22 protein-coding genes and 1 pseudogene are annotated in these 18,956 nt (G+C 37.0%); 3 read left to right on the plus strand and 20 right to left on the minus strand.

The features are described from left to right. Positions 1–499: 499 nt before the first annotated feature. From QUF94_RS16655 to QUF94_RS16670, 4 genes are all read right to left on the minus strand, one after another. Positions 500–1,057: a DUF5381 family protein gene (locus QUF94_RS16655; protein ID WP_283901614.1), complete on the minus strand. Its 558-nt coding sequence runs from the start codon at positions 1,055–1,057 to the stop codon at positions 500–502. A 13-nt stretch (positions 1,058–1,070) separates the two neighbouring features. Next, entirely contained in the window at positions 1,071–1,868 is a 798-nt protein-coding gene (locus QUF94_RS16660; RefSeq protein WP_289316832.1) for a hypothetical protein, read from the minus strand. 9 nt (positions 1,869–1,877) lie between these two features. Then, the gene (locus QUF94_RS16665; RefSeq protein ID WP_289316833.1) at positions 1,878–3,125 is read right to left on the minus strand and encodes a hypothetical protein; all 1,248 of its coding nucleotides are present in this window, start codon (positions 3,123–3,125) and stop codon (positions 1,878–1,880) included. 464 nt (positions 3,126–3,589) lie between these two features. Next, a complete protein-coding gene (locus tag QUF94_RS16670) occupies positions 3,590–3,892 on the minus strand; it encodes a WXG100 family type VII secretion target (protein ID WP_283901611.1) in 303 nt (100 codons plus the stop codon). 395 nt (positions 3,893–4,287) lie between these two features. Between QUF94_RS16670 and QUF94_RS16675 the strand changes: the two genes are divergently transcribed. Together QUF94_RS16675 and QUF94_RS16680 are read left to right on the plus strand one after the other, a co-directional pair. Then, positions 4,288–4,911, plus strand: coding sequence for a hypothetical protein (locus QUF94_RS16675; RefSeq protein WP_289316834.1), 624 nt, complete (start codon positions 4,288–4,290; stop codon positions 4,909–4,911). A 182-nt stretch (positions 4,912–5,093) separates the two neighbouring features. Continuing rightward, positions 5,094–5,225, plus strand: coding sequence for a hypothetical protein (locus QUF94_RS16680; protein ID WP_289316835.1), 132 nt, complete (start codon positions 5,094–5,096; stop codon positions 5,223–5,225). Positions 5,226–5,522: 297 nt separating this feature from the next. Here QUF94_RS16680 and QUF94_RS16685 read toward each other — a convergent pair whose 3' ends face one another. The 13 genes and pseudogenes from QUF94_RS16685 to QUF94_RS16745 all read right to left on the minus strand — a co-directional run bounded on the left by QUF94_RS16685 (position 5,523) and on the right by QUF94_RS16745 (position 12,949). Then, positions 5,523–7,157: an ATP-binding protein gene (locus tag QUF94_RS16685; RefSeq protein ID WP_289316836.1), complete on the minus strand. Its 1,635-nt coding sequence runs from the start codon at positions 7,155–7,157 to the stop codon at positions 5,523–5,525. Between the two features lie 291 nt (positions 7,158–7,448). Beyond that, complete coding sequence (locus QUF94_RS16690) at positions 7,449–7,658, minus strand: hypothetical protein (protein ID WP_289316837.1); 210 nt, start codon at positions 7,656–7,658, stop codon at positions 7,449–7,451. A gap of 86 nt (positions 7,659–7,744) precedes the next feature. Continuing rightward, a complete protein-coding gene (locus QUF94_RS16695) occupies positions 7,745–7,894 on the minus strand; it encodes a hypothetical protein (protein ID WP_289316838.1) in 150 nt (49 codons plus the stop codon). Positions 7,895–8,007: 113 nt separating this feature from the next. Next, entirely contained in the window at positions 8,008–8,787 is a 780-nt protein-coding gene (locus QUF94_RS16700; protein ID WP_289316839.1) for a sulfite exporter TauE/SafE family protein, read from the minus strand. Between the two features lie 51 nt (positions 8,788–8,838). Then, the gene (locus tag QUF94_RS16705) at positions 8,839–9,066 is read right to left on the minus strand and encodes a sulfurtransferase TusA family protein (RefSeq protein ID WP_230162787.1); all 228 of its coding nucleotides are present in this window, start codon (positions 9,064–9,066) and stop codon (positions 8,839–8,841) included. Between the two features lie 36 nt (positions 9,067–9,102). After that, positions 9,103–10,230: an MBL fold metallo-hydrolase gene (locus QUF94_RS16710; protein WP_289316840.1), complete on the minus strand. Its 1,128-nt coding sequence runs from the start codon at positions 10,228–10,230 to the stop codon at positions 9,103–9,105. 48 nt (positions 10,231–10,278) lie between these two features. Continuing rightward, a pseudogene (locus QUF94_RS16715) lies at positions 10,279–10,401 on the minus strand (DsrE/DsrF/DrsH-like family protein); the annotation flags it as partial. Between the two features lie 7 nt (positions 10,402–10,408). Beyond that, positions 10,409–10,981, minus strand: coding sequence for a sulfurtransferase TusA family protein (locus tag QUF94_RS16720; RefSeq protein WP_289316841.1), 573 nt, complete (start codon positions 10,979–10,981; stop codon positions 10,409–10,411). Positions 10,982–11,035: 54 nt separating this feature from the next. Then, positions 11,036–11,332, minus strand: a complete 297-nt coding sequence (locus tag QUF94_RS16725) for a rhodanese-like domain-containing protein (RefSeq protein WP_289316842.1) — start codon at positions 11,330–11,332, stop codon at positions 11,036–11,038. A gap of 21 nt (positions 11,333–11,353) precedes the next feature. Continuing rightward, positions 11,354–11,719 (minus strand): rhodanese-like domain-containing protein, encoded by a 366-nt coding sequence (locus QUF94_RS16730; protein ID WP_289316843.1) that lies wholly within the window; start codon positions 11,717–11,719, stop codon positions 11,354–11,356. Between the two features lie 27 nt (positions 11,720–11,746). Continuing rightward, the gene (locus QUF94_RS16735) at positions 11,747–12,226 is read right to left on the minus strand and encodes a DsrE/DsrF/DrsH-like family protein (RefSeq protein ID WP_289316844.1); all 480 of its coding nucleotides are present in this window, start codon (positions 12,224–12,226) and stop codon (positions 11,747–11,749) included. A 118-nt stretch (positions 12,227–12,344) separates the two neighbouring features. Next, the gene (locus QUF94_RS16740) at positions 12,345–12,650 is read right to left on the minus strand and encodes a monooxygenase (protein ID WP_289316845.1); all 306 of its coding nucleotides are present in this window, start codon (positions 12,648–12,650) and stop codon (positions 12,345–12,347) included. Between the two features lie 38 nt (positions 12,651–12,688). Beyond that, positions 12,689–12,949 carry a metal-sensitive transcriptional regulator gene (locus tag QUF94_RS16745; protein WP_289316846.1) on the minus strand — a complete coding sequence of 87 codons (261 nt, stop codon included), beginning with the start codon at positions 12,947–12,949 and terminating at the stop codon, positions 12,689–12,691. 73 nt (positions 12,950–13,022) lie between these two features. On the opposite strand from QUF94_RS16745, the gene QUF94_RS16750 reads away from it, so the two are divergent. After that, positions 13,023–13,151, plus strand: coding sequence for a hypothetical protein (locus QUF94_RS16750; RefSeq protein ID WP_289316847.1), 129 nt, complete (start codon positions 13,023–13,025; stop codon positions 13,149–13,151). 103 nt (positions 13,152–13,254) lie between these two features. Here QUF94_RS16750 and QUF94_RS16755 read toward each other — a convergent pair whose 3' ends face one another. The 3 genes from QUF94_RS16755 to QUF94_RS16765 all read right to left on the minus strand — a co-directional run bounded on the left by QUF94_RS16755 (position 13,255) and on the right by QUF94_RS16765 (position 18,955). After that, positions 13,255–13,656, minus strand: a complete 402-nt coding sequence (locus tag QUF94_RS16755; RefSeq protein WP_289316848.1) for a YybH family protein — start codon at positions 13,654–13,656, stop codon at positions 13,255–13,257. Between the two features lie 745 nt (positions 13,657–14,401). Continuing rightward, positions 14,402–17,938 carry a GH32 C-terminal domain-containing protein gene (locus tag QUF94_RS16760; protein WP_289316849.1) on the minus strand — a complete coding sequence of 1,179 codons (3,537 nt, stop codon included), beginning with the start codon at positions 17,936–17,938 and terminating at the stop codon, positions 14,402–14,404. A gap of 30 nt (positions 17,939–17,968) precedes the next feature. Continuing rightward, positions 17,969–18,955: an ABC transporter permease gene (locus tag QUF94_RS16765; protein ID WP_289316850.1), complete on the minus strand. Its 987-nt coding sequence runs from the start codon at positions 18,953–18,955 to the stop codon at positions 17,969–17,971. Position 18,956: the final 1 nt, after the last annotated feature.

Raw genomic sequence — 18,956 nt, forward strand, 5'->3', positions numbered from 1 at the left:
GGACAAATCTGAGGACAAGAAAAACATCATATCAAATGAAACATTGATATAAAAGGGTTTTTAGACCCTAATTACATCATGCCGCCCATGTGGTTTCAAAGTGTAATATGTTTAACAACAGTAGAAAGAAACAGCATGAAATCAAAGTTTTACTCGTGCTAGCTGTACATCTTTAACTTGGATTTAACATAATTTATTATATTTCGTTAGCAAAATGTTAGCAGATATTCGATATGGAATTACTCACAAATCAACAAAGCGATGCAAATTCTACATGCATCGCTTTGTTGCAATGATTACACACTCTACATGACTTGTAGAGACCGCAAACAAATTGATGTAGAAGTTGTTTTTACCGCTCAATTTTTGTTTAAACTCTTTGACATAAAAGTACTAGCATATGAACAACCCTTTTTACATTGTGTATCATCGATAATGAAAAAGACAATTGGACGCGTATCACCAGCTTTGGACTGAGATCTTTTAATTTGAATGATCGTTAATCAATTTTCTGCTCTTGCCGCTCGTATTTGGCTACTCTTTGCAATTTATCTAAATCCACCTTACGATCCCATACTTTTTTTGCATTTTCTGTAATATAGGGATAAAGATATTGATCAACGACAACCTGATAATCCAGGTCATCAAGTAAATTATACGTACGAATTTTTATGGTTTTGTTATCAAGGGTGTCTATGACTATATCATTGATTAAATTCAGTGGATTTCTTACTATATCGATATTCCGGATATTCTTAATATAAACTGTACCTTTCTTCGACTTAATCGTACCATTTTCACCTTGGACAATCGTGAACAGGACCTTTCCTGGAATAAAACCTGGAAGTGACCAAAGCGTTAGGTAAAGGTAAATAGGAGTAAAGATGAGACCACCACCAAGGTAAAATAAAGAATACTTGGACTCAAATTTCAAACCGTGTATGATTAAGAAAAAACAAGCAATTAAAAAACCTACAGTCGCAAAAAACATCCACCCGTACATGAACTTTGACCCTTTTATCTGAATGGCGTTATTTTCTTTCTTAACGTTTACCAAATAATGTACCTCCTTATGCTGGAAGAATCTTGTTGGTCAATAATAGTTGATTAATAGATGCCTCATTTGCTGTCTGAATACTCAGGTCAAGGTTGTTGTCCCTTGTAGCTAGCCAACATTCATTCTTTCCTGGAATCATAAAATAAAAATCTTTTAAGTCAGGGTTATTCTCTGAGTTATACGTTAAGCTTACTAAACTGTCCATTTTACCGTTTCTATTTGAAATATCATTTAAAAACTCTAAGATACTAGTAGACTCTCCCTTTTTACTTACCCATTTCTGAACAATTGACTCCGGTAAAGAATGAGATTGACTTACATCTTCTAAAAGTTCTTCAAATTCTTCACTTTTTAACTTAAGAATAACTTCACCTTGCTTTTCTAACGTATGGAAATGGAAAAAACCGCTTATAACTGAAAGGATTTCTTCTTTCTGGAGCTTAGAAATAGAGTGAACTTGATGATCGTACAATACTTTATGTAAATAAACCTCTTCATTTTTAAAATGAAAGGAAATACTATCTTCTCCTTTAAAGTCTGGCTGATGTTTAGAAGCCTTTACGGTACCTTCTGCATTATTCAACGTATGAATATAGGCAGCAAATTCATCTTTTAGCTTATATTGATTAGCTACTTCCTTTAACATATCTTTTGCTAACAAAGAACGAGAAGCAATTTCTAGCATTAATTTCAACTCTGCATCTTGAAGCGTTTGAAAATACGCTTCCTTAATCGACATTCCTTGTTCAAAAAGTCCTTCACTATAAAATGAAAAAATTAACTCTTCAATACTTAATTGAATGGTATTCATAGATCCTCCTTAAAAAAATGAAAATTTATCCTCAATAAAATCCTTTGCTCCATCGGCAAGGGAACTGGCTGTTTCTTTTGCTTTCGATAATCCATTACCAATCTCCCTAACCTTCCCTAGTGGGTCAGCAATAGTATCTTTAATTTGATCATTTATGAAATCGGCACCCTTATTAACACCTTCAACAACTTTCCCAGCATTCTCCAAACCACCTTTTATCAGTTCAAGCCCATCATGTATAGGTTCTTTAATGACAATCGCTGCTTTCTCTGCTATCCCTGCCGTAAGTTTAGCCGCTTGCTCTCCAACAAGTCCTCCTACAAATGAACCTGCAGCGGCTCCTACAACCGTACCAACTGGGCCTAATAAGCTTCCTAGAGCACCTCCTACAAATGCTCCCGCAATGGAACCTCCAGAAATCGCTACGGTATTATTCACTGCATTTCCTACCGCTTTTGCATTTTCTCGCTTTAAGACCTCTGGATTATTTCCATATTTCGCATAGTTCCCAGAAATTCTCAGTCCCATTCCTCCTACTTCCATTACTCCTGTTACTAGTACTGCACTAACAGCGTTGGTTTTGGCAAATTTCGCTCCCGTCTGAAGAAATGATTTAAACGTTGTAGAGTCCAATGCTCGATACTTAATCCCTTCAAATAATGCCTTTGAACTATCTGTATACTTAACAACATCACCAGGAAGATATTTAGCAACCTTTTTGTGAACTAAATCAGCAAATGGAACATCTCTATATTTTTTCAATAAAAAGGTTGGATTTAAATAGGCTCTTGCTACATTACGAAATTTGGAATTATCGACTACATCTGTTAGTTTATTTAGGGCATTCATATGTTTATACATATAGACATCATCACTATTTTTGATGAATTGCGTAAAACCTAGCCCATAAAATGCCAGCTGCTTTGATACTAAAGCACCCATCGCAGTGAGCGCTCCATATTTCTCATGCAGTTTATAAAGTTGACCGACTAAGTTATCAGCATCGGAAAATTTATTGGCGGTCATTCGAAGGTCGATCTCCATTTCACTCAGAAGGTCAACTAATTGATTTCCTGTTCCCCACGGATCTCCTACTTGATAAAAACAATGACTATACTCTGCTGGAGCACTGCTAATTAGGTTCACTAGTTCCAAATGAAGACTCTTGTATTCTTCTTCAATTTTTGACAAGTGCGAGACAAACTCATTTGCTAAATCTTCTAAACGATCTGGGTCTACTGAAATTTTATTCCCCACTGTATCATCCTCTTTTCTTTTCCTTTATGAACTATTTCATCTATATACTATGAAAAAAGTGATGTCCTAATAGAATAATCTGTAAAGGCAGGATAAATAGGTCGACACAACCCGGTACCCAATTTTCATCCATTCCTTGCTTACCGTCATCTTCTTTTTTCTTTCCTTGTCTCTACTTATTACGAACCATTTTAAACCTCTCAAAACAATTATCATAATCGGCAAGTACAGTTATAAAACTTTAGCGGACATAAGATAGACTTAAAAAAGAGTAATTATTTGATGTACCAAAACACCAAATTGAATGAACAAAATAAAAAAACCACCGCAGCCGGGGAGTAAACTACCATCTTTATTTTGCTTATTCTTATCCGGGAGGATCCAACCTTCCTCTTCCAAACTTTTACGATCCCTATTCTTCGGTTTCATATGACACCTCTTTATATCCTTCATTCATTTTGTTTCTACTCATCCTTCATACAAGCAAGGCGCTCTAATTCTCTTTGTCTTTCAATCTCTTCTCTCACTCTGTCAACATCATTTGCTGCGCTTTCTAATTCTCTACTTATTTGATAAAGATTGTCTGAATGTCTTTGAAATAGGACAGCGGCTTCATCTAGTATTGAATCAAATTTTTTCCGGGCTTCGCCATCCCATTTCTCCGTATTTGTATGTATACTCTGCATTAATTTTGATTCATCTAATTTTAACTCCTCAGAAGATTCCTGAAACACTTTTGTTAATGCTCTGACTTTATCCGAATTCATCTTTTCACCTCATTATTGAATCAACGTACTTTTTCTCTATTTATTCTCAAATACCATTTTAATACAACAATTCCCTATTTTAGATAAGTAAATGTTACTATAATTACTAAGTCACTTCCATAGGCCCCCAGTATTGAAATAAGAAATAGATATAGGAATAATGTTTTATTTTATTAACATAACGAGTGTAGTTGGAAAATATGCCATGATATAACGAGGAAAACTACAATTTTCCTCCTTGGTGCCGGGAATGGAATACTTGAAAATGATTATTACATAAAAGAGTGGGAACTGCCGGAAGGACTTATTTTATTCAATGGAGACGGTCATACTTGGCTCGCATTTGATTACCGCAATGCCACCTCTGCCCCCCCATTGTTTATGTAGACGTTGATTTGGAACAAACTATACAAATCGCAGATAGCTTTGAAGAATTTCTAAAAAACCTATACCTTGAAAATGAGGAATTTGATTTTGAGGGAATGGTGGTAAGGGTATACAGTAAACAAGAATTTGAAACGTTTATACAAGAAGATAATGTAGATGAATTAATATATGCTATACCGGACCTAGCACAAGGCGATGTGGATTTGAAGTGGTTTGGAAATCAACTTTTAACTTTAAGTAATTATCACGAAGAAAATGTGAGAAGTTGGGTTGCTACCAGTGTTTGGAATTCTCTTACACATAGATTAGATGAGGAAATTTTACATTCATTGTTAGAGAATTTTAAGAAGGATGTCGATAGTGAGGTTCGAATGATGGCAGAACTTATTCTTGAAGAAGTGAACTACTCCTTCGAACAACTTAAAGAGGATGTCCATAACGGGAAAAGGGTCAGTCTTGCTTTTCAAGATAAACTTTATCACGTTATTGAAGATTCCAATCAATGGCATCTAGCTGACTACGAAACAGATACACAACAATCGTTTGATTCAGTAGATGAATTATTAGAACAAGCTACGATTGACGGGAAGTCTTTACAAGAAGGATGGAGCCATATTAAAAAGGCTTATTAGGCTATTTGTTATCTGTTGGCCAAGTCACTCTATCGAATTAGTCTTAAGTTACTGTGGTAAGTGTTGATACTTGATAAAACAAAAAAAGCTGTCCGTGATTACGAACATCGTCTTTCAATATAAGTGGATAAATAAGGGATAAATTAATAAAATTAATTTAACCATTTGAAGGAGGAGATAAAATGGATTTATTGATTATTATTGTTATAGCAATTATTTTTTTGATTTTCTATGTAAGAAGTTCAAAATTAATTGAAAAGCAGAACAATCGTATAATAGAGCTTTTAGAAGAAATCAGTGGGAAAAATAAATAGTAAGATCTAAATTTTAAATTAGTTAAATGATTATTTATTCAAGTCGACATATTAATTGTTGGCTTTTTTATTGCATTAATTGGATTAATTTAATATAAATGTGTTTCTTGAAGAAGACCGTTGTCTTAAACTTTATAAAGATTCAGTGAAAAACAGCACTTGAATTGTCAATACAAATCAAGTGCTGATTAGATAAATTTAAATTTCAGGAACCTACTCAATAAATATTCTATTACTAGATTCAAAATCAGCATCAACAAAAGAATCCTCTGCGGTTAAATCCTTATAAGGGTATGTTTAATTTAGAAGCTTCCAGAACGCCATATCCTCCATAATTTCGTATCTATTATTGGTAACAGACGTGACTAAGCTATAGTGTTTTTGAAGTTGCGCTATCTTTTTAACTATCTGCTCACCCTCAGCCTGATTTTCTGGACTGAAGATAGCTTGTACTTCCTTCTTTTTAATGGTAGGTACTCTATGTATAATCCAAGTCAATATATACTGAGCATAGTCATTATCTTTTGTTGCAAAGTGGTCTAAAAATTGGGTTGATAGGATTACACCAACGCCATATTCTCTTCCTTCTTTCATAATTTTCTTTAAAGAAGAGAAGTTTTGACTCAAGAAATTATCCGCCTCATCAACAAGTATCATTTTCGTTAATTCACGATAATCTCCTTGAATTGTACTGTGCCCTTTTGTAGACATCTGGGAATAGAAGGTGTCCAAAGTGATTCCTACTATCAAGTTCTGAACACTTGGATCATAACCAGCCAGATTTACAACCGTTACGCCTTGTATCATGTCGTATAAGGACTTTGTATTCTCACTATTTGGAGAAAAGATCTCAAAATCATAAATTTGTTTTAGTGCTGCATAAAGACTATCTTCTTTTACATCCTCCCTATCCATTAATCGTTCAAATACATTATTTAATGTAGGTGGTACCAGACCCCATGTAGCCATATCAGCCTTATAAATACCAGCTTGTGAATAAGCTTCAATGATTAAATCATTCAATAACTGCTGTTGCTTTATACCTAAATTAAAAGCATTAGCAATTGTTTCTTTAATGGTACTAGCTGTATGCAAAGGCAATAACGGCTTTAGTTGTTTTCCCCTATATAAAGATAACGGATTATACGGAAGGTGATATGGATGATACACTGTAGCGTTTGTCGCTCCTATAAAGTCATCTTTGATATAGTCACCTTTATAGTCAAAGATGAGAACATCAATAGGTGTTCCATTTACATTAGATAGAGAACCATCATGTATCTGCTTAATGAGCGATTTAGTAAACTGAGTTTTACCCGTCCCCATCGTACCAATAATACCTGTATTCGTATGCATGATTTTACTAGTCGTAGTTGGATACCAATACAATGGTTCATTGCTGTTGGGTGAATGACCAAAAAGAATTCTTAATGGTTCTGTTTCGTCAGGCAATTTAGTAACGGAAGGTTCTATAACTAGAGAACTATTATGTGAGTCATGATTCGCCGTAACCGAAGCAATTGCATGGCTTTTTTCATAAATATTTTTCAAATTTTTCTTTTCTTCCGTTTGCAGTTCCTCACGCATTTCCTCCTGTTTCATGTTAAGCATTTCGCCCTTCGGTTGTTTATATATATCCTCCCAGCCTTTTATGAATTTCTCATATGCTTTTTGCATTGCGGATGGTGTTAAGTGGGTGTAAACGTAGTAATTGTCTTTTACAAAGATATTTTTCTTTTTACTTCCATTTTTGGCTACGAAGTATTCTGAATCTGAAGTGCGGATTCCTGTGAACTCTATTGTTTCAATTGTTTTTTGTAAATCTTTTTCCATGAAGAACTGCCAGAAGTTGCGGAAGATTTGTGCGTGTGATTTTTCTGCCCATCTGATTATTTCTCCATCTATGTTCATTTCAAATTCATGAGTGCTCATTAGTAAATTCCTCCTATATTTCTCCTCTTTATATATTAGATTACTAAATTTTAGCTGGCAAATATAAATAAAGATATTAAATGAATTGGTTCTGTTGCAAAAATTTCTAGAGACTTGCAATCAATTCCAAATTTTGGACATGGCGATACTATTACTCTAAAGAAGGTGCGTGATCAAAGTTAGAAATCAGGTTTAAACCTGAAAAAAAACTTCAGTAAGGTTCATCTTACCTAAAATTACTTAACTATTCACTTAACATCGTTAATATCATAATAAAAACCAGTGTCTAATTTAAGACACTGGTTTTTCCTTTTTAAAACTCATATACTCTTCATCTATAAATTTATATGGTATTTCTGTTTCATTTTTTGTTTTCAATTTTAACTTATTCAATAAACGATTTTTAAGTTTTCTATCTTCAATCTCCTTTTCTATTTTTTCATGACACGCCCTGCTTATTATTTCATAATCCACTTTATAAGTTTCAACTTTTGCAAACATCGATTTTATATTTAAATGCTTTGCAATACAAGTCCTATGTTGTCCATCGGTAAACTCGAAGTGTCCACAATCTCTAGGGTGCATTCTTATCTTTCCCCGATTTCATGCCTTATCGTTTCATCGGGATTATATGTTTCTGTTTCTCGATGTTCGTCCATATATCTAGCAATTTCTTTTCGGAGTAACTCGTTATATGCTTCTGCATTCATTTTTGAAAGCTTTGTTATAGGCTCCATCGTTTCAATAGCTGCCAGCAATTCCTTCCTATAGCAGCTGCCTTTTCAAAATTGTTCATGAAAAGGGAAAAAGCAAACTCCAAATTTCCCTGTCAAGGAAGCAGTAAAGTGCCTCAAAACATGATCCCTATCCAAGTTTTCACAGCCGTCGCTAAAATCATGAGAGCAAGTATGACTTGCAGGACTTTTACATTCATTTTTTTACCGGCCATTGCCCCAAGCGGAGATGCAATTAAACTAGCAACAACCATGATTAATGCCGGATAGTAATCAACTTGTCCCGTTGAGATTTTCCCTACTGTTGCACCAATGGATGAAATGAATGTGATGGCTAAGGAAGACGCGATCGTAACCCTTGTTGGAATTCTTAAAACGATGAGCATGATGGGAACTAATAGGAAGCTCCCTCCAGCCCCGACTATACCAGCACCTAAACCAACGATTAAGGCTAGGATGGACGCAAGCCATTTGTTAAAGGTTACTTGATCCAAAGGAATGTCATCTATGCCTTTCTTCGGAATGAACATCATGACAGCCGCTATTAACGCCAAAATGCCATAGACGATATTCACTCCGTTTTCCGACATCGATTGTGATCCAAAACTTCCAATAACACTACCTATTAACACGCTGATCCCCATATAGAGAATGAGCGTGTTATTCAAATGTCCGCTCTTCCGATAGCTCCATACACCTCCGATGGAAGCGAATAAGACTTGTACAGCACTTATACCTGAAACATCATGGGCACTGAATGCCACTAAACCGAAGATGGGGGGAATAAACAGCAGCATTGGATAATTTATTATCGAGCCACCGATGCCGAGCATTCCAGAAACGTATGAACCTATAAAACCAATCAAAAAGATGGTCATGATAAAGGTGATATCCATTGTAAGTGCCTCCCTTAAAAGAAGGGAACCCTCATGGTTCCCTTCTTTTTATCAGCCTTTTCTGATCCAAAATTTCAGTATATCATTTTCTTCAGCCGTTTCCATCAGTTCATGGCCACCGGATCTTGACCAAGCCGCTAAGTCGGCTTTAGCTCCTTTATCGGTTACATGTATTTCCAGCACTTGCCCGGTTTGCAAATCATTCATGGCTTTTCTCGTTTTAACAATCGGCATTGGACAAGCTAGTCCCTTAGCATCTAATACTTTATCTGAATGCATTTTTCATCTCTCCAATTTTTCAATTTTTTATTAAACTTAACGAACGGCACAGCGATTTGGTCCGATTTCCATTTCGCGCTGTTTTTCATCATCAGGTTCGATTTTCCCCATATTGGTTTCGCGAATTTCTTGATAAGCGTTTGGTTGAGGTGGTAAATTACCTGTTACCAGCGCTCTGAATTCCGTTTCATCGGCAATGTTCAATCCATGATTGTCTGCAAACAGCGAACCCAACCTTTTAGCGACACTTCCGTCTTCATTCAATTCATCGATGATCATGAAATGAGATGGCAGTACGATTAACTCGTCTGATAATTCCCTATAACGTGTATACAGTGTTTCTCTTAAGTCCCCTACCCAATCCTCAGCCAATCCAGCTAGGTCCGGTCTGCCAATGGAATCGATGAATAGTATATCCCCGGAAAGCAAGTATTTTTGATCGACCACAAATGAAGTGGATCCAATTGTATGGCCCGGGGAATATAATGCTTGGATATCAATCGATGTATGACCAATCGTTATCACTTTACCGCTTTCTAATGGCTGATATTCAAAAGTTACTTCAGCCGCATCTTTTGGCGGCAGCCAGTAAGCTGCATTTGTTTTTTCCGCTATTCGTCTTCCACCTGAAATATGATCGGCATGTAGGTGCGTATCAAGAACATGCGTAATTTTCACCCCGATATCATCGGCAAAATCAAGGTATGCATCAATCATTCTAGTAGAATCAATAACGGCAGCTTCACCATTGGAAACGGCCATGTAAGATAAACAGCCCTTACCTAGTCGAACAAATTGGTAAATTTCTCCGCCATTGGTCAACTCGCCGATTTTCACTGGTTCCAAGTGTTCACTCCATGCTTTCATGCCGCCCTTTAAATAAAAAACATCCAATCCAGCTTCAGATAGCATTTCAGCTACCATAATAGATGAGCCTTCCTTTGCACAAACTACCAGGATTTCTTTATTGGACGGAATTTGATCGAGAATTTCTTCTACGCCATCCAGTAGATCGAAGTAAGGGATATTAAGGAATTCAACATTCTCACCTTCAATTTTCCAATCGTTAAAGTCACTTTCATTTCGAACATCCAAGATGAATAAGTCCGTTTTATTGATTACTTTCTTTGCTACCTCAGCGGCTGTCATTTGCTTAAACGCCATCTTTCATACCCCCTATAGTATTTAATATTTCAAAAATTTTTACCTTCATTAAAAGGTTAATGTAACATCAGCATCTATAGCGAACTCTAAAAATGTGACCGCTCCACCTACTTCAATGCCGTCAACGAAAGCTTCTTTTTCCATGCCCAAAACGTCCATGGTCATTTGACACACCCTTTTATTCATTTACGGATTTTTGTATAGGACCACTCCATTGGCTCATGCCAGGTTCAACATTGAATACCTGTTCAAATCCAGCTGCCGTCAGTTTTTGTGCAGCAAGATCACTTCGGCTGCCAGTTCGGCAAACTACGAAAATCTCTGACTCTTTATCCAGTTCACCCATACGTTGTTCCAATTCACCCAATGGAAGGGATTTAGCTGCAGGAATATGATTAAAAGCGTACTCTGCAGATTCTCGTACATCCAGGATGATCGTATTACGATTTTCTTCCATTACTTGTAGAAGTTCTTCATTTGAAATGATTTTTTCATGCTTCTTCAATTCTGTTTCTTCTCCGCTTGCTTTCCGAAGATAATGTTTTAGTGTGGTTCCTTCTTCAACGGTACCCAAATATTGATGACCTGTACTTTCCGCCCAGGCTTTCATATCGGCAGTTGACCCTTTATCAGTCGCTTGAACTTCCAGCACTTCCCCTGCTTCCAATCCGTTCATGGCTTTTTTCGTTTTTACGATTGGCATTGGACAAGCTAAACCTTTAGCATCCAAAATGGAATTTGTTTTAATCATTTTTATTTCCTCCTTGCATTAAAATAGGGATAGGGGTATATTTAGATTTAAAAATTATTCTATGGGACCTTCCCATTCATTCATACCTCCCATCATGTTCACCACTTTATATCCATGATCCTCTAGTAACTGTGCAGCCCTTGAACTTCTTCCCCCTGATCGGCAGACCATGATATACTCGTTTGATTTATCCAGATCCTGCATTCTAAATTCCACTAGCCCCAACGGGATATTCAAAGCATTTGGTATTTTCCCTGCCTTTACTTCATCGACCTCTCGCACATCAATAATATGGACTGGCGAGTTTCCCTTCAATAATGCCTTCACTTCATTCGGTAAAATTTCTTTCATCTTTTGGAGACCCTCCTTTTATTAGCGCCAAGAACTCATGCCGCCTTTTACGTTGGTGACTTCTTTAAATCCGAGTTTTTTCAATGCTTTACTTGCATGACTGCTTCTCATCCCGCTTTGGCAGATCACAACTACTTCTTTATCTTTTGAAAGTTCTTGCGCCCTTTTACCAAGATCGTTTAAAGGTATATTTCTAAATTCCTTAATGTGGTTGCCCCTATATTCATTAGGCGTACGGACATCAATGAATTGCTTATCTCCTTTGTTATTCAACTCCGCTTTTAACTCAGTCGCATTTATATTTTTTATCCCTTTTGCCGGGACAAAGCGCTGATATAGAAACCAAACGATGACACCCAATATGACGATATTAAATATAGTTCCCATTTAGCCTAATCCCTCCTGTACCCATATTTAAATAAATAAGTTTACATTTCCATCCTCTGCTTCAGCTAAATAAGCCGCAACACCAGCATACTCAATTCCATCCAATAATTCCTCTTGCTGCAAGCCCAATAAATCCATTGTCATCGTACAGGCTATTAGTTTGATTTCCTGTTCTTGGGCCAACTCAATTAAATTCGGGAGTGACATGGCGTTATGTTTTTTCATCACATGTTTGATCATTTTAGGACCCATTCCAGCAAAGTTCATGTTGGATAGACCCATTTTGTCAGAACCACGGGGCATCATTTTTGCAAACATTTTTTCAAGAAATCCTTTTTTTAATATCATCGGCTCATCTTTCCTTAAAGCATTCAATCCCCAGAATGTATGGAAAATGGTCACTTCATGATCGTAAGCTGCCGCACCATTGGCAATGATATATGCAGCCATTGCCTTATCATAATCACCACTAAATAAAATGATCGTCGTTCTTTTCTTTTCAGTCATATATGTTTTCCCCCTGAATGATATTTAATTTCACTTATACCCTGAGGGGTATAAATTATACTAAAAAATATAGTTCGTCAACCCTATTCACTAAAAAATGAACGGAATGGGGTTTTCTTTATTTAATTGGTCCATGATTGATTTGAGTCAAAATTTCATTCACTTCGAATATTTTTCCATTGACCTTCTCGATGCCAAACCCTTTTAACCGAGCTGTGTGCATAGTCAAGTACTTACATGCGGATTCCTTCGTTTCAAACAGATAAATGCCACCAGCTTCCTTTGCCTCACTGTCTTCGGTCCAAATCTTCCAGATCAAGCCATCTTCATCATTAATGCTTTTTGCTAAATCAGTAAATTCTTTTACCATTTCATGACCAAATGGTCCCTCCATTTTAAAATCCACTTGTAAAATATAAGACATGAATAACACTCCTTTTTTTACGGTCAGGTCAAATTCTTTTACCTGCTTTTAATCAGTAACTCAACCGCTTCCTTGACTAGATGTTCAGTGCCTTCGCCTTTCTCGACGTTTTCCCGAACGCATTTCTCAAGATTGTCACTTACAATAACACCCATGGTCCTATCGATGGCATTACGTGCAGCAGACAACTGAGTGACGACTTCCCTGCAATCTTTTCCCTGCTCCATCATTCCAAGAACACCTTTAATTTGTCCTTCAATCCGCTTCAAGCGATTAATGACATTTTTATCATACTCCATACTCTACCCACCCATCTATTTACAAAGACAATCACTAATCTCATAACTGGTTACTTTAATTCCTTTGCCAATTATGAAGCGCAGCCCCAAGTTCACTTCCAATTTATTAGAAGCAATGACTAGAATTGTGCGCTTTACTCGTGAGTTTGCACGTTTTACTCGTGAGTTTGCACGTTTTACTCGTGAGTTTATGCGTTCTTAACTTATGAGTTCATATTATACCTATAGGGGTATGTTGTCAAGCCGATTAATTCATACTTTTATTAAAAAAATAAAAAGCCACCTAGTACGGCAGCTTTCACTAATTACTTTAATTCTTCAATTATTTCAGCACCATAAGAGTTGTCGATTATACAGCGCCATGTACCCGTGGAATCCTTTTTAAATACATATGTCGCGGTTCTTTCCATAGAGAATTCGGAATCGTCTTTTTGATTGGCACTAAGCTGGGCTTTTGCCACAACCAATGCCGTATCACCCGTTTCGATTATTGCCATCTTTTCTTGATTGACTATTAAACTATGATTAAAGTAATCAGCGATAGCAACGAATGCCCGACGTATTTCTTCTTTCCCTTTTGCGAATGTTCCAGGTTTGACAATTAAAGTTGCATCCTCTGAATAGAAATCCATCAAATGATCGAAATCCTCGTTATTTATTGCCCTGTCTGCATTTTTTATGACTTGTTCCAGTTCATGATTTTGCATATTCACCCTCCTATTCAACCTCTCGCAAATGAGACCGGTCTTACTAATAAATATTCGACTGCCTTGTTGGGGTATCCTGCTCATAAAGTGAATAAGAAAAATAAACAATACAGTGATGCCATCTCTTCTATCATCAAGATTCAACTCACGACAAGAACTGTAAATTCCAGGAAATCACCCTAGTATCACGAGAGAACCCGTCCGCACTTCCTCTAGATATACTTCTGCCCGTACTATTTTCAATTGGTGCTTGAGTTTTTTGCTACCATCATACATTATAGTGAATGTTTTTATGATAATGTTTTTTTTCGCTTTGATACAAGAAGGTATGGAAAAGGCAAATCAATTCACAGATAAAGCTATTGATGATTTGGTGTGATTAGATGCGTGAGGTTGGCTTCTTTCTAGCCCCTTCAATACCTTGCCTTCTATAGCAGCATTACTTGTATGGCTTATACATAACAGTCATTACGCCCCTAGGTTTGGGGAATACATTCGGGTTTATAGTTTACTAGTTAACAGAATTTAACTTAGAAATAAAGTTATAAAAAGGTACAAAAATACGTCTTCAAAAGTCTATAGGAGTTCGTGAACGTTTGTAATGTACTTTGGCAATTTAACGGATGTGAAAATTGGCTGTTTTGTGAAAAAATAGACCCATCCGTAAAAGTGTAATTATATGAACGATACTGATGCTTATTTTCCCTGATAAAGAGCTGCTGGCTATGCCAACAGCCCTTACTTATCATTTTTTATTTTGTGTCTCTAAAGAAAGATGATTAAAGACAGTAGTTGAATTCCATACATTTAACCCTACACGCCCATTGTTAAAAGTCGTATCAGACTTTTCTAGGATCAGATTATCATCCAAATAAGTTTGGATGAGACTGCCTTTTGCTGTAACTTTTAATTTGTATGTTTGATTAGGATTAAGTACCATATGTTCTTCCTGTAGAACTTCAATCTTCCCATCTACAATTTTAAACAATTTCAATATATCATTACGTACATCCACTGTAGCTATATAACCATTTTCGGCTTTTTCATCTGCTCGGAATAAAAGAGCTCCAGCTCCCTCGTTTAATACCTTCACCTCGGTTTTGTATGTGAAATCACTTGCGGTTTGAGAGGCAACTATAAAGCTGTCAGCATCGCTGCGGCCTTGTTTCCCTTCTCTAGTGTCTCCCCATTCACCATTGATTGTAGTCCATCCAGATAGATTGGAAACAATCGGACTGATTCCCCATATACTTTTTAATGTATACATTTCAAGAGTGTCTAAATGAGCAGTACCGCCAAGGCTATAAAGTTCGACACCCTGATTCTCTGGTGATGAGAAAATTTGATCAGTTAACACTTGTTTTCCTTCATTAACAAACACTTCGATGGACGAACGATCTAGAAGAAATTTCAATTTCACTTTTCCATTTGTATTTTGTACGGGGGCTTCGTGTATTTTTTTTACATTCGGGCCAAAATCATATCCTGAATGGGTTCGGTCAATAAACACTGTTTCATTGATAGGATTGTATCCGATGGTCGTATATTGATCGTTACCATTTCTTACTTTAAATCCAACTTCACTTGCTTTATTTGCTGAAAATTCCGCTTCGATTTCTAACGTATCTCCCTTAACATTTTTCAATAGATTTTTACCAGGGATAATAGATTGGTTGCTTAACTTAAGACCTTTATCTCGTAAGGTTATTAATTGTTGTACAGGTGTTTGTTTCAATTGTAACCCCTTCTCTGTCTGCACTAACGATAATTCACGTGGAACAGTGGTTGAGCTTCTCCATGGGGAAGTTGGGGTGTCGTTCGCATATTGCCAGTTACTCATCCATCCCAACCATAACGGCTTGCCTTTATTCCCAGTATTGTTCCATGTCACACCTGCATAAAAGTCTGCCCCATAATCCGTCCATAGAACCTTGTCTGACGAATTATTATTCGTGAATTTTTTTCCATCAAAGTCACCCACAAAGTATTGCATTCCTGAACCCCCGGCTGCTGCTCCATCATTTATACTTACAGACAACACCCACTTTTTCTTATTCAATTTCCCTTCAACCGGCACCTGAATTAATTCTGGACATTCCCACACTCCGCTATAAGATCCTTGTGTCCCTTCTGTCCATTCACCATTTATAAAGTCCCATTCCTTAATCAAGCCCTTTTTCTTACCTACGAAAGGTGTATCAGCCTTAGTTGGATCATTGTCAACAACAATAGGCAGTGACCCTTGATTGTATACATGAAAATCGTCCACATTAATGTGTCCCCAACCTCCAGTTTTATTGTCCACCACTTTCATATAGACGGTCTCTCCAATATATTTTGTAGCATCCCATGTCACACGGCGATACTTTTCATCCTCCGCCCACTTGGTGTTTTCTGCACGAATTAATTCCTTATTATCAGAGGCGCGGACGAGCGCTACATAAAGGTTTTTATCATATCCCCCACCAATCAAGAAATTAATTTCGGCGCTTCCCCCCAGTGTAAAATAGGAAGATCGAATCGAACCGGTTGCATCATCCCCTTTTTCTGCTGTATATCCCCATAAATGATATTTATCCTGTTGTCCGAATGAACCACCCCAATAAGAAGTAGCTTTTGTAACATTTGCTGCCCCAAAAGCATCACCGTCAAGAACGTTCCATCCCTCTAGACTTCCTGACTCGAAATCAGGATTAGCAATATTTTGTTCCTTTGCCACAATGTAATTTTCTTTATTCACGTCTTGAAAGGTTACATTTGAATTACTTACAGTTAAACCAAAATGCCCGCTCTCATACGTTGTATCAACCTGTTCTATGATTTCTTTATTATCTATCTGTACCTTTATCTTGCTGCCATTAGTATAAACAGAAACATCATACACTTGATTTGAATCAATATTTATGGATTTTTCAGCTAAGATAGTAGGTCTATCGTTTTCAATTTTTAAAAGACTAACCTTACCCTTCCCAGCATCCAATTGGGCAATGTACCCATTTCCACCGTTTTTGTCAGCTCTGAAAAGAAGTCCACCTCTCGCACTTTTCCCATTTAGTATAACGTTCGCTCTATAGCCAAATTGATCACCAACCTGTGAAGATACGTAATTACCGTTTGTTTTAGAATTCCCTACCTTCCCTTCCAACGTACTTTCCCATTTTCCATCTATAGCTTTCCAGCTAAGGATATTTGTTTTAAAGTTTGTCGTATTTTCAAAGAAAACATTCCTAAAAACAGAAACAGCATTTCTATTATATAAGCCAAAATTTCCACTTTCATACGAATTATCAGTTATTTTTATAACCGGTTTGTTTCCTATAGAAAGTTTTATGAAATCCTTTTTAGTTTCCACTCTCAACTTAGTTGAATCTTCATCCATCACTTTAATTTTCTTTTCCTGAAGGACGATTTTCTTTCCATCAACCAATTTGCTTAAAGTCACTTTCCCGGATTTGGCATCCACTCCAGCAAGATAAGCATTTTTTAAGGTAGAATCAGAACGAAAGACCAGTTCCCCGGAACCCTTTCGACCATTTTTTTCTCGTACACTTATATCCGCTTCATAAACAAAGTCACTGCCTGTTTGTTTGGATAACACTGATCCATCCTTATCTAGGCTTGTGGCTTGCACCGATGTGGGATCAACACCAAATGAACTCCCGTAGCTCCAGTCCTTTAAATTGGGTGAAGTGTAAATCATAACATCGTTCTTAGCTGCAAGCGTCATCACCCACTTTTTTGATTGGTCATGCCAAAAAACCTTTGGATCGCGCCAATCAGAAATAGGAGGATTCGGCATAACCGGGTTCCCTTCATATTTTTTCCATGTTCTTCCTTTATCATTGCTATAAGCAAGACTTTGCACTTGCTTTGCCCCATCAGCATGAGTAAAAATCGCCACCATTGCTTCTTTTCCAAATCCTGCAGTATTGTTATAATCAATCACAGCGCTTCCTGAGAATATCATGCCATTTTCATCTGGATACAGAGCAACAGGCAAATGCTCCCAGTGAACTAAGTCTTTACTGACCGCATGTCCCCAATGCATAGGACCCCATTTAGAACTATAAGGATCGTTTTGATAAAAAAGGTGGTATTCCCCATCATAATAGACCATCCCATTCGGGTCATTCATCCAACTTGCTTCAGGTGAAAAATGAAATTGATTTCGGTTACTTTCATTATAATAATTTGAATCGGCTGCAAATGTCGGAACAACTGGGATTAATGCTAGAGTACAAATTACACCACATGCTAAAAGTTTGTCTATTGCTTTTTTCAACGGCCTCACACCTTTGCAATTTGTTCTACTTTATAATGATTGAGACTGGCTTCTTAATCGGTCAATAAGTACAGCAGCAATGATCACACCGCCTTTAACAACGAGTTGCCAGTAATATCCAACATCCATTAACGTTAGTCCATTGCTTATTACACCCATTATTAAAACTCCTATAATGGTCCCTTGTATTCTCCCAACACCACCCGTTAAACTCGTGCCGCCTAATATTACTGCGGCAATAGCATCAAGTTCATACCCTAAACCTGCTGTTGGCTGTCCAGAAAATAATCGACCTGCCAGCACAACACCCGCAAGACCCGCTAATAGCCCGCTTAACGAATAAACTTTCATTAAAGTACGCTCTACTTTAATACCTGTAAGACGTGCCGCTTCCTCACTTCCACCAATTGCGTATACATGACGACCAAACATAGTATATTTCAAGACAAAGAACATACCAATATACACAATAACCATGATATAGATAGGAGTGGGGATTAAAAACAGCCGACCAGCTCCTAAAAATTTAAACAAATCTGACTCCACAACAATAGGGTATCCACCGCTAATCACGTATGCAAGCCCTCTTACATATGTGAAACTTCCAAGGGTGACAATAAAGGACGGCAATTTAGTTTTTGCTGTAAAAAATCCATTTACAAGTCCAAAGAAAGCCCCCACTAATAGTCCAGCAGAGATTGACACCAACGGATGTACTCCCGCTTGAGAAATCATTACGGAAACAACACCTGATAAAGCAACAATGGCACCTACAGATAAATCAATTCCGCCTGTTAAAATGACAAGCGTCATTCCAGCTGCCAGTACGCCATTTATTGACACTTGTTTAAGTACATTTAACAAGTTCGACATCTCCAGGAAATTTGGTGCAGTAAAAGCCAGCACAACACATAATAATACTAAAATAATGAGCATTCCTAAACGATTCCAAATTTGTAGAGCTTCCTTTCCATATCGGGCTTTATCAGTGGCCACAACCGTTGTATTCGCTTTCATT

This window comes from Peribacillus sp. NJ4 (assembly GCF_030348345.1).
Classification (GTDB): domain Bacteria; phylum Bacillota; class Bacilli; order Bacillales; family DSM-1321; genus Peribacillus.